This window comes from Kushneria avicenniae (assembly GCF_900112585.1).
GTDB lineage: Bacteria > Pseudomonadota > Gammaproteobacteria > Pseudomonadales > Halomonadaceae > Kushneria > Kushneria avicenniae.
Window position 1 is genome coordinate 226,949 of the sequence record NZ_FOLY01000005.1, and the last position, 14,642, is coordinate 241,590.

General features: G+C 66.0%; 13 protein-coding genes. 11 read left to right on the forward strand and 2 right to left on the reverse strand.

The window, feature by feature from the left end:
* The first annotated feature begins 13 nt into the window (after window positions 1-13).
* The 6 genes from BM079_RS12700 to BM079_RS12725 all read left to right on the forward strand — a co-directional run bounded on the left by BM079_RS12700 (window position 14) and on the right by BM079_RS12725 (window position 6,231).
* Complete coding sequence (locus tag BM079_RS12700) at window positions 14-952, forward strand: ABC transporter substrate-binding protein (protein ID WP_217639695.1); 939 nt, start codon at window positions 14-16, stop codon at window positions 950-952.
* Window positions 949-1,968, forward strand: a complete 1,020-nt coding sequence (locus BM079_RS12705) for a FecCD family ABC transporter permease (protein WP_090134686.1) — start codon at window positions 949-951, stop codon at window positions 1,966-1,968. The genes BM079_RS12700 and BM079_RS12705 overlap by 4 nt, the downstream gene beginning before the upstream one ends.
* Entirely contained in the window at window positions 1,961-2,986 is a 1,026-nt protein-coding gene (locus BM079_RS12710; RefSeq protein ID WP_090134688.1) for a FecCD family ABC transporter permease, read from the forward strand. The genes BM079_RS12705 and BM079_RS12710 overlap by 8 nt, the downstream gene beginning before the upstream one ends.
* A gap of 6 nt (window positions 2,987-2,992) precedes the next feature.
* Window positions 2,993-3,784, forward strand: coding sequence for an ABC transporter ATP-binding protein (locus tag BM079_RS12715; protein WP_090134691.1), 792 nt, complete (start codon window positions 2,993-2,995; stop codon window positions 3,782-3,784).
* The gene (locus BM079_RS12720; protein ID WP_090134693.1) at window positions 3,781-4,575 is read left to right on the forward strand and encodes an IucA/IucC family C-terminal-domain containing protein; all 795 of its coding nucleotides are present in this window, start codon (window positions 3,781-3,783) and stop codon (window positions 4,573-4,575) included. The genes BM079_RS12715 and BM079_RS12720 overlap by 4 nt, the downstream gene beginning before the upstream one ends.
* Before the next feature lie 63 nt (window positions 4,576-4,638).
* Window positions 4,639-6,231: an adenosine deaminase family protein gene (locus BM079_RS12725; RefSeq protein WP_217639696.1), complete on the forward strand. Its 1,593-nt coding sequence runs from the start codon at window positions 4,639-4,641 to the stop codon at window positions 6,229-6,231.
* Between the two features lie 16 nt (window positions 6,232-6,247).
* Here the strand turns inward: BM079_RS12725 and BM079_RS12730 are convergent, their stop codons facing one another.
* Window positions 6,248-7,438 (reverse strand): MFS transporter, encoded by a 1,191-nt coding sequence (locus BM079_RS12730; protein ID WP_090134694.1) that lies wholly within the window; start codon window positions 7,436-7,438, stop codon window positions 6,248-6,250.
* 314 nt (window positions 7,439-7,752) lie between these two features.
* On the opposite strand from BM079_RS12730, the gene flhF reads away from it, so the two are divergent.
* The 5 genes from flhF to BM079_RS12755 all read left to right on the forward strand — a co-directional run bounded on the left by flhF (window position 7,753) and on the right by BM079_RS12755 (window position 13,907).
* On the forward strand, window positions 7,753-10,047 hold the full coding sequence (gene flhF / locus BM079_RS12735; protein WP_090134696.1) for a flagellar biosynthesis protein FlhF: 2,295 nt from the start codon (window positions 7,753-7,755) through the stop codon (window positions 10,045-10,047).
* 27 nt (window positions 10,048-10,074) lie between these two features.
* On the forward strand, window positions 10,075-10,530 hold the full coding sequence (locus BM079_RS12740) for a hypothetical protein (protein WP_090134698.1): 456 nt from the start codon (window positions 10,075-10,077) through the stop codon (window positions 10,528-10,530).
* Between the two features lie 128 nt (window positions 10,531-10,658).
* Window positions 10,659-12,734: an FUSC family protein gene (locus BM079_RS12745; protein ID WP_090134700.1), complete on the forward strand. Its 2,076-nt coding sequence runs from the start codon at window positions 10,659-10,661 to the stop codon at window positions 12,732-12,734.
* Window positions 12,724-12,945, forward strand: a complete 222-nt coding sequence (locus BM079_RS16745) for a DUF1656 domain-containing protein (protein ID WP_175489689.1) — start codon at window positions 12,724-12,726, stop codon at window positions 12,943-12,945. The genes BM079_RS12745 and BM079_RS16745 overlap by 11 nt, the downstream gene beginning before the upstream one ends.
* A 17-nt stretch (window positions 12,946-12,962) precedes the next feature.
* Entirely contained in the window at window positions 12,963-13,907 is a 945-nt protein-coding gene (locus BM079_RS12755) for an efflux RND transporter periplasmic adaptor subunit (protein ID WP_090135023.1), read from the forward strand.
* A 14-nt stretch (window positions 13,908-13,921) separates the two neighbouring features.
* On the opposite strand, the gene BM079_RS12760 is transcribed toward BM079_RS12755, so the two are convergent.
* A complete protein-coding gene (locus BM079_RS12760) occupies window positions 13,922-14,614 on the reverse strand; it encodes a chromosomal replication initiator protein DnaA (RefSeq protein WP_090134704.1) in 693 nt (230 codons plus the stop codon).
* Between the last annotated feature and the right edge of the window lie 28 nt (window positions 14,615-14,642).

Sequence of the window (14,642 nt, forward strand, 5' to 3'; positions counted from 1 at the left end):
GACAGGAGTTCTTATGCCGGACCCGGTTGATACGGCCTTTTCGATGGTTGGTTGCGCTCCGAGGCTGTCGCGCCGGCACCTGCTGGGGGCGATGCTCGCCCTTGGCATCATGCCCGTGCCGGCACTGGCTGGCTCGCGCCCGGTCCGGGTGGTGACCCTGTTTCAGGGCGCCACCGACAGCGCCGTAGCGCTGGGCATCACGCCGGTCGGGGTGGTGCGCTCCTGGCAGGACCCGCCGATCTATCCCTATCTGCGTCCTGCGCTGGCAGGCGTCACCATGGTCGGGCTGGAAACCCAGCCCAGTCTGGAAGACATCGCGCTGTTGTCGCCCACTTTGATCGTGGCCTCTCGCTTTCGTCATGAACGCATTGCGCCGCTGCTGGAAGGGCTGGCGCCGGTGGTCATGCTCGCGGATATCTACCGTTTTCAGACCACGCTGGAGGCCATGGGGCACGCGCTGGGCCGTGAGCGCCGGGCCGCGATCCTGATGATGCAGTATCGCGCCCGCGTAGTGGCGCTGCGTGCACGACTGGCGGCACACTTTGGCGCGCGCTGGCCGGTAACGGTGTCACTGATTGACATTCGTGCCGATCAGGTGCGCAGCTATCTGCCCGAGAGCTTTGCCGGACGGGTACTGAGCGATCTGGGCTTTCGCTGGAACGCCACCGCCCGTGAATCCAGCGGTGTCATGATCAAGCTGGGCGGCGTCGAAAGCCTGCCGGCGCTGGAGGCCGAGATGTTTTTTGTCATGCGCCACTCCGGGAGTCCGGCGGTGGCGGATTACGCCCGGCGGCTCATGTCTCACCCGCTCTGGCAGCGCATGCAGGCACCGCGTACCGGGCAGGTGGTCGAGGTCGATGCCGTCGCCTGGATTCTTTCCGGCGGGATGCTGGGCGTGCTGAACCAGCTCGATGAGATCGAGGCCTGGCTTGAGCGCGAGGCGGTGTCATGAGTGATACCACGCCCGAGCGGTCGGTGCAGGGTGTTGGTGTTTTGCTGTCGCTGACGGCGCTGCTGCTGGCGGCCATGCTGATGAGCCTGATGGCCGGGGCGCAGTGGTCGACGCCTGTCGCCGTATGGCAGGCGCTGTTTCATCCCTCGGGGCTGGTGGTAGAAGATCTTTTGATTCGTACCACCCGGCTGCCCCGCACGCTGGTGGCGGTGGTGGTCGGGGCGGGTCTGGCGGTAGCCGGTGCCCTGATGCAGACCCTGACCCGTAACCCGCTGGCCTCACCCGGCATCGTCGGCATCAATGCCGGCGCCATGTTTGCCGTCGTGGTGCTGGTGTCGATGTTTCCCCATGCCGCGCTCTGGGCCTGGTATGGCGGTGCGCTGGGTGGTGCGGCGCTGGCGGCGCTTCTGGTCTGGATGCTGGCCCTTCGAGGGCAGTCACCCGGCGGGCCGCTTCGGCTGGTGCTGGCCGGTGCGGCGCTGACAGCGCTTTTCAATGCCTTCAGCCAGGCCCTGCTGGTGATCGACCAGCAGGGCCTGGACACGGTGCTGTTCTGGCTGGCCGGTGCCGTCTCCGGCCGACCGCTGACACATCTCTGGCCGCTGATGGCTGTCACGCTGGTGGCCCTGATGCTCTGCTGGCCGCTGGCGCGCAGCATGAACGCGCTGGGCACCGGAGAGGCCATGGCCCGTAGCCTGGGCGTGCGCGTGTATCGTCTGCAGGGCGCCATCGTGGTGCTGGTCGTGGCGCTGGCCGGGGCCTGTGTGGCCATGGCCGGCAACATCACCTTTGTGGGGCTGGTGGTGCCGCACATGGCGCGTCGGCTGCTGCCCGCCGATCATCGGCTGTGGTTACCGGGCTGTGCACTGCTCGGGGCCACGCTGTTGCTGCTGGCGGATGTGGTCGGGCGCTGTGTGCTTCAGCCGCGGGAGGTGCCGGTCGGCGTGATGACAGCGCTGATCGGGGCACCGCTTTTTATCGTGATGCTGCGTCGTCAGGGGCGTCGTCATGGTTGAGCGCACGCTGCGCCTTGGGCGCTTTTCACGCCGCTTTTTACCGACCGCCTGGGCTCGGGTGGCGGCGCTTTTGCTGGTAATGATGCTGGTGCTGCTGGTGTCACTGGCGCTGGGCCGGGTCATGCTCGGCCCCGGCGCGCTGCTGGAGGCGCTGATGAATCCGCACGCGCCGACCGGGCTGATCGTGCGCGAGCTGCGCCTGCCTCGGATCCTGCTGGCAGCACTGATCGGGGCCGCACTGGGCGTGGCTGGATGGCTGTTGCAGCAGGTCATGCGCAACCCGCTGGCCTCGCCAGACATTATCGGCGTGACCAGCGGGGCCAGTGCCGCGGCGGTCAGCTATCTGGCGTGGCTGGCCGTGCCGCTGGGCATGGCGGGGCTGCCGGTGGCGGCCATGCTGGGGGCCGCCGGGGCGGCACTGGCGGTCTATACCCTGGCCTGGTCGCACGGGGTGACGCCGCTGCGACTGGTGCTGACCGGCATCGGCATGGCGGCGGCGCTTGGCGCCGTGACCACGCTGGTACTGGCGATCAGCCCGTTGACCACGACGCTTTCGGCCTATGTGTGGCTGACCGGCAGCGTTTACGGCGCCAACTGGTCGGATGTCTCGAGCCTGGCATTGTGGTGTGTGGCGCTTTTGGTGCCGCTGGCGGCGCTGATGCGCCAGGTCATGCTGGCGCCGCTGGATGATGCGCTGGCCACCGGTCTGGGGCTTGCGGTGCAGCGTCACCGGGCAGCACTTCTGGCGCTGGCCTCGGCGCTGGCCGGGGTGGCGGTGGCGTGGGGCGGTGCCTTTGTTTTCGTGGGGCTGGTGGCGCCGCATCTGGCCCGGCGGCTGTCGGGCTATTCGGGCACGGCACAGATGGTGCTGGCACTGCTGTATGGGGCGCTGCTGGTCATGCTGGCCGACCTGGTGGCCCGTACGCTCTTTCTGCCGCTGGATCTGCCGGCCGGCATCTTTGTGGCCGCGCTGGGCGCGCCGTTTTTTCTGGCCCTTTTGATTCGCGAGGTACGCTGACACGCCATGGCCACGGTATCGGCTCACGCTCTGATGCTGGGCTATCAGCGTCGCCGGATTCTCGATCAGCTCGAGCTGGATCTGCCCGAGGGAAAAATCTCGGTGCTGGTGGGCAGCAACGGCTGCGGCAAGAGTACGCTGCTCAAGGCGCTGGCGCGGCTGCTGTCGCCCTGGTCCGGGCAGGTGTGTCTTGATGGCACTGACATTCATCAGCTGCCCACCCGTGAGGTGGCGCACCGGCTCTCGCTTTTGCCCCAGCAGCCGGTCGCTCCGGAAGGCATGACGGTACGCCAGCTGGTACAGCTGGGTCGTCATCCGCATCAGCGCTGGCTCTCACAGTGGTCGCCGGATGACGAGCATCAGGTGGCCCGCGCGCTGGAGCGTACCGGTCTGGAGGCGCTGGCCGATCAGGTGGTGGATACGCTCTCGGGCGGACAGCGCCAGCGTGCCTGGATTGCGCTGGCGGTGGCCCAGAACACACCGCTGATGCTGCTTGATGAGCCCACCTCCTTTCTGGACATGAATCACCAGATGGAGGTGCTCGATCTTTTGCATGAACTCAATCGCGAGGAGGGGCGGACCATCGTGATGGTGCTGCACGACCTGAATCTGGCCGGTCGCTACGCCGATCACATGGTGGCGCTTCGGGCCGGGCAGGTATATGCCCGGGGCACGCCCGCGCAGGTGATGATCCCTGAGCGGATCGAGGCCATTTTCGGGCTGGCCTGTCGGGTCATCGAGGACCCGTGCTCCCACACGCCGCTGTGTATTCCGCTGAGCCGACAGGCGCGCTCATGAGTGGCGCGAGAGACTTCACGCCGCAGACGTGGGCCTTTCTGACCGACACGCTGGCGCTGGTGTCGGCGCAGCACTCGGATGTCCGCGCAGCTCGAGTCGCTGAGCTGTGCGAGCCCGCCTGCTGCGCTCGCATGCTCGATCAGCTCTCACCCACCATCGGCTCGCCCGGTCGACGCGTGACGGCGTCGCTGCTCTCCAAGCGGCTGGGATTTTTACTGACCGGGGCTGGGCTTTATGCGCTGTCGGCCTGCAATCGGGTGCTGGATGTCTCAAGCGATAACTGCCTGATCGAGTGGGCGCACGATGGCGGCCGCTGGACCTCCTCGCTGCCGCTTGTGACGCTTGAAAGCATCTCGCTTGACGGTGCCGATCGGGAGGGGCTTCGAACGAGGCTGGTGACGCAGCTGTTTGCCGGCGTGATGCAGCCGCTGTGGCAGACATTTCACGAGGTCAGCGGCGTGCCGCTCAGCATGCTGTGGGAAAACGCCGCCGTGCGCGTTTACTCCCTTTACGAGCGCCGCATGGCGAAACTCGATGATCCGCAGGCCAGAGCGCGACGCGATGAGGATTTCAAATTTTTGCTGACGGCGCCGCCGTCCCTGTTCGGCGCCCCCTGGAACCCGCTGGCCCGCTTTTATTACCCTGAAACACCGACAGAGGATGGCCGGACACAGCGCTTTCGGCGTACCTGCTGTCTCTATTTCAAGGCCACCTGTCCGGCCGAGTACTGTCAGAGCTGTCCGCTGTTGAAGCCGCGGAGACGACAGTCCGGGACGGGCTCGCTAATATAAGACCGGGAACCGACCGCGACGACGGTCGAAAAATTACTGCCAAACAATTAAAAAGGGCGCTTCATGTTGACCCCGCTTCTCTACTGTCGCCGCCGTCTGGCGGTACTGGCGACGCTTGGTGCTGTCACGATACTGATGGCTGCACCTGCCAGCGCTGACGACACGCTCACGGCGCGCAGCGCCGACATCATGGCCGAGCTTCGCGATCAGCCGCCGAAGCTTCGCATGTTCCTGCAGCGCATGCCCAAGGGCGGTGATATACACCACCATCTGTGGGGCACCCCCTGGCCGGAGACGCTGCTGAAAGAGGCCGGCCGGGCCGGCATGTGCGTGCATGCCGATGGCTCGGCGATCGCGCCGACACCCTGTGAGGGGGAGACGCTGGCCCCTGCCGAAGGTCTGGCACAGCGTGACAGCGCGCTCTACGCCGAGCTGCTCAATGCCCTGTCGATGCGCAATACACCCATCGGGCCCGGCACGCCGCCGGTGGATGGCCACGACCAGTTCTTTTCGACCTTCGACCGTTTCGCCCCGATCGCCGCAGCCTCGCCCGGCGCGCTGCTGAGCGCCTCGAAGCAACTGGCCGCCGGGGATCACCTGAGCTATCTCGAAACCATCTCCAACCCTGGCGCCGTGCACGCCTTCGGTGCCATGGCGCAGTCGCGCGGGCTGGATGTTGATGATCTTGACGCGGCCTGGCAGGCGCTGTCGCCGCAGATCGATGAGTCACTGGCAGACGCCCGCCACGAAACCGATGAGATGTTTGCCACAGCACAATCAAGGCTGGGCTGCGACGGCAACAAGGCCGCGCCGGGCTGTGACGTGACGGTGCGTCTGCAGGGTTTTGCCGTACGTACCCAGCCGCCCATGGCGGTCTTTGGGCAACTGATGATGGCCTTTGCGCTCGCCGATGCCGACCCGCGCTATGTCGGCGTCAATATCGTCGCGCCGGAGGATAACCCGGTGGCGCTTGAGGACTACGACCGCCACATGCAGATGCTGGCCTTTCTGTCGAAGCGCTATCCCGGGGTGCCACTGGCGCTGCATGCCGGGGAGCTGACGCTCGGCCTGGTGCCGCCGTTCGAGCTGCGTGATCACATCGAAAAGGCCGTCGATATCGCCGGTGCCCGCCGCATCGGCCACGGTGTAGACATTGCCTTTGAACGGAATGCGCCGCAGCTGTTGCAGACCATGGCGGAGCAGGACGTGGCGGTGGAGATCAACCTCACCAGCAATGACGTGATTCTCGGGGTCCGTGGTGAGGAACACCCGATCAATCTCTATCGCGATGCGGGGGTGCCGCTGGTGCTGGCCACCGACGATCAGGGCGTGTCTCGCATCGATCTGACCCATGAGTACGAGCGCGCCGTCACCGAGCAGGGGCTCGACTATCCGGCACTCAAGCAGATGGCGCGCAACAGCCTTGAGTACAGCTTTCTGGCGGGTGAGAGCCTGTGGGCGACCGGCGAAACAGGCAAAACGCGCGTCGCCGCCTGCCAGAGCGCTTCGCTTGATGCCGCCCCGAAAGGGCAGTGCGCCGACCTGCTGGAACACAGCGATCGCGCTCGGCTGCAGTGGCAGCTCGAGCAGAATCTGCTGGCCTTCGAGTCAGCGGTCACGCAATGGCCGCAGTGGCTGGGCGGGGCGTCACGCTGAGCAGGCAGGGCAGGGGTCAATGCGCCGCCACCGGGCGGCGCAGCACGCTGACCAGCACGCTCAACGACAGCAGCATCACGAAGACGCCGTAGACATCAATCGTGGCTTCAAGACCGAAATGCTGGGTGGCGATGCCAGCGGCCAGCGCCGGCAGGCTGGCGGAGAGGTAGCTCACCACGTAGAACACCGCCATCAGTGATGAGCGCTCGCTGGCCGGTGCCAGTGGCATGACCGCGCGCAGTGCCCCCATGAAGCCCGAGCCAAACCCCAGCCCGGCAACGCCATAGCCGGTAATCAACAGCACAAGACTTGGCAGGTAGACGCTGATCAGCACCAGTACCAGCCCGGTGGGCAGCAGGGTGCTCGAGATCAGCAAAATGGTGCGGGTCGTGAAGCGGCGAAAGCGCCAGACGCTGATGCCGCCCATGACCGATAAAATGCAGGCCAGCAGCCCACCCATCAGGGCGCTGTGAAATCCGGCGACCTGCTCGGCCAGCGCCGGCCCCAGCGACAGGCTGAAGCCACCCAGCGCCCAGGCGGCCACGTTGGCCGGCATGGTGCGCACGAACGTGGGCAGAACGACGGCCGGCACGCGGGCGCGCGGCGTCATCGAGGCCAGCGCGCCCGGTCGGCGCGTCACGCTTTCTTTCATGCGACCCAGCCCCAGCATCTGCCAGGCGAATATCACGATCATCACGACATAGACCAGTCGCAGCGGCCAGGGGGCTCCGGCCACCAGCACGCTGGCGCCCAGCGCTCCGAGTCCCATGCCGATCATGGGGGCAACGCTTGCCATGATCGGGCCGCGCTGATGGTCGCTGTCCATCAGCGCCGCACTCAGTGCGCTGGTAACGATGCCGGTCGCCAGGCCCTGCAGGAGGCGGGCGGCGAACAGCCATGCGAGATCGGTGGCCAGCAGAAAACAGCCCATCGAAGCCAGCTCGATCACAAGGCCTGCAAGGATGACCGGACGGCGGCCGAGATAGTCCGACAGCGCGCCGGTGAACAACAGCGTCACCAGCAGCGCAAACAGATAGCTGGCAAACACCAGGGTGAGCATGAACGCGGAGAAATGCCAGCTCTCCTGATAGAGCGGATACAGCGGCGTGGGCACGCCGGAAGCGGCCAGAAACGCCATCAGCACCAGGGTGTAGAACACCAGCTGACGCGGACGGGCAACGTCCGGGGCCGTGACATCACGGGACATGAGAGGCGATACCTTGAGCGATAAAAAGCGTTGAAGTGGCGCCAGTGTAGGGGATTGTCTCGCCACCGGCAGTGGCATCTTTCAATCGAGGCCATGGCCTGACCCTCATGAACCGATCAAGCCGTCGCTTCAGGGCCCTCGGCAGTGGCGGAGAAAACTTTAGCGAGAAAGTTGAATAGGGCATGAATTCGCATTCATTCCTGCTCATTGACCCCGGCGCGCTCATGGCACCCTTGGCGCCATGATGTGAAGGCAGCCGCTGGAGATGACACCCGGCGGTCTGCACCACGACCGTCGATCAGGAGAGTCAGGGCATGGGGGTACACCGTTTTATCGGCACCAGCGCACGCGACGCCATGCGCCAGGTGCGCGAAACGCTGGGTGACGAGGCGCTGATTCTTTCCAACCGCCAGGTCGATGGGGGGGTCGAGATCGTGGCGATGCTGGATGCCGATCAGCAGAGCCTGACCGGCCATGAGCGCCCGCCCGAACCCGCAGCGCCGTCGCCTGTCGCGCCTGATCCCGAGCCGGCACCGCGCCCGGTCTCTGTCACCGCCCCGCAGGAGATGCAGGCCTTCAGCGCGCAGCTGATGAATGAATTTGCCGCCATGCGCGATCTGCTCGACAGCCGCCTGAGTGCCGCACCGGCGCCTGAAGAGGCAAAAGCCACACCGGCCACCCGCCTGCGCCAGCGCATGATTGGCGTGGGGTTCAGTCAGACGCTGGTGCGCGAGCTGATCGCATTGCTGCCGGCAGAGTTTGCCGACACCGCCGATGAGGAGATCGACGAGGCGCTCAATGGCTGGATCAGTCGTCAGCTCGCCGCCCGGCTTGAAACCCTGGACGCCAACAGTGACCTGCTTGCCGAGGGCGGGGTGATGGCGCTGATCGGGCCGACCGGCGTGGGCAAGACCACCACCACCGCCAAGCTCGCCTCGCGCTACGTGATGGCCCACGGCAACCGCGATGCGGCGCTGATTACCACCGACAGCTACCGTATCGGCGCTCAGGAGCAGCTGCGCATCTACGCGCGCCTGCTGGGCGTGGAAGTACACGCGCTGGAAGGCGATGGCGATCTGGGCGCGCTGCTGGCACGGCTCATGACGCCGCGCCGGGCGCTTTTACAGATGCAGCGGGCCACGCCCAAACGCACCATCCTGATCGACACGCTCGGCATGAGTCAGCGCGACCCCCGGCTGGCGACCGAAGTCGCGCGTCTCGGCGAGGCGGGCGTGCCCATTGCGACCCTGCTGGTGCTGGATGCGGCCAGTCACGGCGATACCCTCGAGCAGGTGGTGGCGGCCTATCAACAGGCCGCAGCGCAAGCCGGCACGCCGATTCGCGGCTGCATTATCACCAAGCTGGATGAGTCCGCGCGTCCGGCAACCGTGCTGGACATTCTGGCCCGCCATCGGCTGCAGGTACTGTTTGTGGGCAACGGTCAGCGCGTACCGGAAGACCTGGCCGCGGTGGACGTCGCTGCATTGGTGCATGAGGCGCTCTCGGTCGACAGCGCCTCGCCGTTTGGCTATGACGCGGCCACGCTTGCCGAGATGGCCGGGCAAACGCGTCAGTCGAAGGCGCACGCCCTGTCGCGTGATGTGGTCAGTCACGGCCGATCGCTGCAGGCGATGTTCGAGACGCTGGCCAGGCGGGCCCCGGGCACGACGCTGCTGGAGCAGCTCTGGACCCACGGCATGAGCAATGCCGCCAGTGAGAGCTTTGCCGCCCACATGGCCGCGCGCGCACCGATCACGATGGCCCCGGGGGAAGAGCAGGCGCTTTGGTGGTCGAAGGAGAAGGGCTCACGCCGGCAGGACTGGCTGATGCCGCTGGTGTCGCTGGACGACCACGGTCTGCCGCTGCCGCAGACCTGGCTGCGCCACCGCCTGCCGACCTCGGAGGCCGAGCGCATGCGCTGGGCGCGCGAGACCCATCAGAGCGTCTGGCATCTGATGGCTGCGCCGCCGGCGCCCGGGGAGATGCACCGCCTGTCCGCCGACCGGCAGCTGTGGATGGCCGCGGCCACGGCGTCGCGCCAGGTGCGCCACCAGGGTGAGCGTCAGCGGCTGGTCGATCTGGCAGGTCTTGCCGATGAGGTCGATCAGCGCCAGTGCCGCTGGCGCGGCCGCACGGTCACCATGGTGCTCTCCTGTCTGCCGGCGCTGTACGAGACGCGCGGCAGCACCGCGTCGGTCGAGGTGCTGGTGTGGTATGCAAGGCTTCATGATGTCGATGACAACCGCGTGCTGGCGCAGCGCTACTGGCTCTCCAACGCCGTGACCGGCCGCGATGTGGCCTCCAGACTGGCCCGGGCCGTGGCGCTTGAGGGGCTCGAGGGATTGACCCGGCAGGCCATGCGCCGGCTGGAAGAGCACGGCGTGGCACGCAGCGATCGTGAGACCCGGCTACAGCTGGCTTCCGGGTTGGCAGCACTGGCCACCCGGCTGGAGCTGTGTGGTGAGGACTGGGCCATGGACGTACGTGCTCAGCTGTTCAATCTTTCCGGCGGCACGCGCCGACGCACCGGCACCGTGCTGCTGGAAGCGCTGCTGCAGGCCTTTACGGCTCGTGATGCCCTGAGAGAGGCCCGGGGAGCCGGCGCGTGAGCCCGGCGGTCATGAACGAGGGCCACCATGTCCAGTGATCAGGCCAGCGGCCTGCGCCAGTGGTCACAGGCACGCGCGTCAAACGTGGATCGACCGGTTCCGGCGGTGCTGGTGGTCATGGTCTGGACCCATGACCGCGCAGCGATCAGGGCGATGGTGTCGCAGCTGCGGCTGCCTGCGGGGGTGTCCGCCTGGCAGCCCCGGGTGCTGGTGCTGTCCGAGCCGCTGCCCGAACCTCTGCCGGCGTCTCTGTCCGAGTCATCGTGCTGGGTGCTTCATCCGGTGTCGCTGCCGCCCCGGGAGGCATCAGGGCTGGCCAGTGCCCTGCGAGTGCTTTATCGCGCCGGTATGCCGCAGACCGTGCTGCTGACGGCGCCCGAACCCGGACTGGTCCGGGCCGCGCGTGATTATCTGGGCGTGCGGCTGGTGCAGGATCAGCAGGCCTGGCAAGAGGCTGTCATGGCGGCGTCCGGCGCGGGTTAAGGTAGACGTCAGGGCGATGTTGATGAAATACTTCGCATCCTTACGTTTTTCTCCACGCCGCCGTTTCCTGCCAGCAGGCACTATCGCCTGCCGGCGGCGTGCGTCGTTCACAATGTCGATCATTTCCAATGAGAATTGTCTCGAGTATTACCGGTGACCACTGGGTGCTGGCGCTGCGTACCGTGCTGGCGGTCTGGCTGGCGCTTTATGTCGCGCTGCGTCTGGATCTGGCGCAGCCGGCCTGGGCGATTCTGGCCGTGATGATCGTGACCCTGCAGCCGGTCATGTTCACCGGCGGCACGCCACCGCTGGGCATCATCATCCATCGCTGTATCGGCCGGTTGATCGGCACCTTTCTGGGCGCGCTGATGGGGCTGGTGCTGATTGCGCTCTTTGCCCAGCAGCCGATGCTCTATCTGCTCGCCGCCGGCGCCTGGCTGGCCTTTTGTACCTTTTGCGTGATGCTTTTAAACGATGAGCCGGCCAGCTACATCATGATGCTCAGCGGCTATACCGCCACGCTGGTGTCGTTGACCGCCATCGGCACCGGGGTGGATAACATCTTTGATCTGGCCCTGGCGCGCACCACCGAGACGGCGCTGGGCATCGGCGCCGGCTTTTTGATGCATGTGCTCATTGCGCCGCGCTTTGGCAGTCGTGCGCTGCCGGGGACGCTTCATACCCTGATCAGTGGCGCCGCCGGTGAGGTGCGCGTGGCGCTTGATCGGACACGCTCAAGAGCGGTGCTCAACGAACGACTGCGTACCCTGATGGGCAAGCACCAGCAGTTCGAGGCCCAGCATGGTCTGGCCCGCTTCGAGTTTCGCCGCTTTCGCCGGTTGCTGCCGGCGCTGGATCGCTTTGCCGGCGACAGCCTGGCGCTGATGACCGGGCTTCGTGAACTCGAAGAGGCCATCGACCGGCTGTCGCACTGCGATGGCGCCGAGGCGATCATGACGGCTCTGCGCGATCCGACGCTGCCCTTTCTGACAGCGCTGGAGCAGGACGATGACCAACTGCCGGCGCTTCCTGAACTCCCTGATGTGGCCAGCCAGCAACCGCTGGAGGCGCAGGTGACCCTGGTGCGGGCCACACTGGTGCGCGAGCGCCTGAGCGAGGTGATGCGGCTTTTGCACCATGGCCGGTCGCTGAGTCTTGCCATGCGTCATCATCGCCATGCCGGGCTGGTACGGCTGACCGGTCGCCGCCCGCGTCGGGCAAACCATCCCGAGTACGGCGTGGCGCGCTACAACGCCCTGCGCGTTTTTATCGCCTTCGAGCTTCTGGGGCTTTTCTGGATCCACAGCGGCTGGACCTCCGGGTATCTCTCCATGATGCTGCTGGGCGTGTTTATCGTGCTGTTTGCCAAGGCGCCCAATCCGGCGGCGGTGGTGCGGCAGTTTCTGACCGGCACGATCTGGGCGGTGATCATTGGCTGTCTGTTTTCCTACGTTGTCTTTCCGTCCATCACCGGGTTTCCGCTGCTGGCGCTGAGCCTCGCGGTGCCGGTGGTGATCGGCACCCTGATGACGCCGCACATGCGCTACGCCGCGGTCGGTCTGGCCGGCGCGGTGACGCTGATGACGCTTTTGAATCTGCACCGCACCTACGTGTTTCACCCGACCCAGTTCATCAACGGGGGGCTGGCCTCGATTCTGGGCACCATTGTGACCATGGTGACCTATTCACTCTTTCGCCAGCGCACCCCGGCCGAACGTCTGGAAACGCTGGTGGCAGCCTACTGGCGTGGCCTTGAGCGGGTCACCCGAGCACGGCGGCTGCCGTCGCGGACATGGCTTGAAAGCCGGCTTTATGACCGTTTGAGCCGCCTGCTGGCGCTGGGCAGCAATGAACCGATGCTGCGCGAAGCGGTGGATTTACATGCCCTGGCGATGTGCCTGTGGCGACTGCGCCGTCTGGCGCGCGTGAGCGGATCGCATCAGCGCGAGATTGAGCGCTGGGTTGCCCGGCTCGGTCGACAGCTGCCTCACTCCGGGCGCGACGAGCAGGCCTGGCGGCGTCTGGCGGCGGAAAGCGAGTCGCAGGCGGCTGCTCTTTATGATCTCAAGCCGCTGCCTATGGCATTGCTCGGAGAGTTCGAGATGCTCTCGCATCTATTGCGGGATCTGCCCGGCGCCGCGACCCAGGCCCGCGAGGCGCTGTCGCAGGGCGAACACGAACAAGGAGCCACGGATGCTCGATGAGTGGTCGTTTCTGGGGTTTCTGACGCCGCCCCTGTTTGTGCCGGTGTTTCTGGCCCTGCTGCTGTTCTGGGGCGTACGCCGAGTAATGTCGTATTTCGCGCTGTATCGATTTTTCTGGCAGCCGGTGCTGGCGGACATCGCCATGTTTACGCTGCTGTTGTGGGCGGTACTGATGTTCAGCGGGGCACTGCCGGCCGGAGGGGGAACATGACGGACAAGGAGTCGGGTATGAACAGCGTATCAGCGCTGGCAGGGCGTTTTGTACGCGTGGTGTCAACGCTTTTGCTGGTGGGGGCTGCGCTGCTGGCGGCCTGGTGGATCTGGCATCACTACATGCATGACCCCTGGACCCGGGATGGCCGTATCCGCGCCGATATCGTTCAGGTCGGGGTAGATGTCTCGGGGCTGGTCGACACGCTCGAGGTCCACGACAATGACCTGGTTCAGAAGGGCGAGGTGCTCTTTACCATCGACCAGGCGCGCTATCAGCTGGCGCTGGATCAGGCAAAGGCGGACCTGGCACGGTTCAAGGAGCAGCGTGACGAGGCGAAGGCCACCAGCAATCGTCGCGAGCGGCTCAACAACTACGTCTCGCAGGAGGCGCGCGACAACGCTCGATTTGAATACCGTTCGGCCGAGGCGGCGGTGCAGAATGCCGAGGTGGCGGTGCGTGCCGCGCAGCTGGACCTGGAGCGTTCGAAGGTGCGTGCGCCTGTGGATGGCTATGTAACCAATCAGCAGCTGCGCCCCGGGCAGTACGTCAGCTCGGGCACCCAGGCCATGACGCTGGTGGATGAGCAGAGCTTCTATGCGCTGGGTTATTTCGAAGAGACCAAGCTGGGGGGGATTCACCCCGGTGATCCGGCGCGCGTGCGCCTGCTGGGACGCGACCGGGAGCTCCACGGTCACGTGGATTCGATCGCCCGCGGCATCGTTGATAACAGCCTGACCGGTCAGTCCGGCGGGCTGGCGGCGGTGAATCCGTCCTTTGACTGGGTGCGTCTGTCCCAGCGGATTCCGGTGCGCATCCGGCTGGAGAACGTGCCCGATGATCTGGTGCTGTCCGCCGGACAGACGGCGACCATCTACGTCGATGCGCCCGGCCATGAGCCACAGGAAAACGGCTGGGGCGCTGCGCTGCGCCGCCAGCTTGAAGAGATTTTCGACATCTAGAAGCCGCCTCGTTGCTAGCGGCTGTAGGGCGTTGCCGGTGCCGGCCCGCGCGGGTCGGCGTAGAGGTTGCCGCCCCGGCCCGGGTCGCTGAAGGAAGGCGGTCGCGACTGGCCGGGCAGTGGGTAGCCATGGGGTGGCAGCGGATAGCCGGCCGATGGTGGCCGGTAGCCGCCCGGCGGGCGGTTGCCGGGGCGCTGCCATCGATCGGGCCCGTAGTACTCATTTCCGCGCGGCGCGGTGCCGTAGATGGTGTCGCGCTGCTCGCGATCAAACTGGCGACGCTGGGCCTCGTAAAGGCGCTCGTAGTGACGCCTCAGCCGCTCGTCGGGGTCGATGCGCTCTGGGCGATGCCAGCCAAAGCCGGGTCGGCCATCGTAGCCCCACTGACCGTTATAGATCGGCGGGCCGCTATAGCCGGGACGGCCACCGCTTCCTGATCGACCCTCATGGCCGGGCCGGTCATCAAGCCCCGGACGCCGGTCAAAACCCGGATGGCGATCAAAATCCGGGCGGTGGTCGAAGCCGGGGCGGCCGGGGTGATGCCAGCCGCGTTCGCCGAAGGTGTCGTGCTGGCGGAACTGTGAGTGGTTCTGCGAAAAATGAGAGCGATCCCGGTCAAAGTGCGAGCGTATCGGTTCGCGTTCCTCGGCCTGTGCCACACTGCTGAGTAACAGTGCGGCAAACCCTGTCAGTAGTAACGGTCTCATGACGGCCCCTCCCGGGAGTCGTTCGATG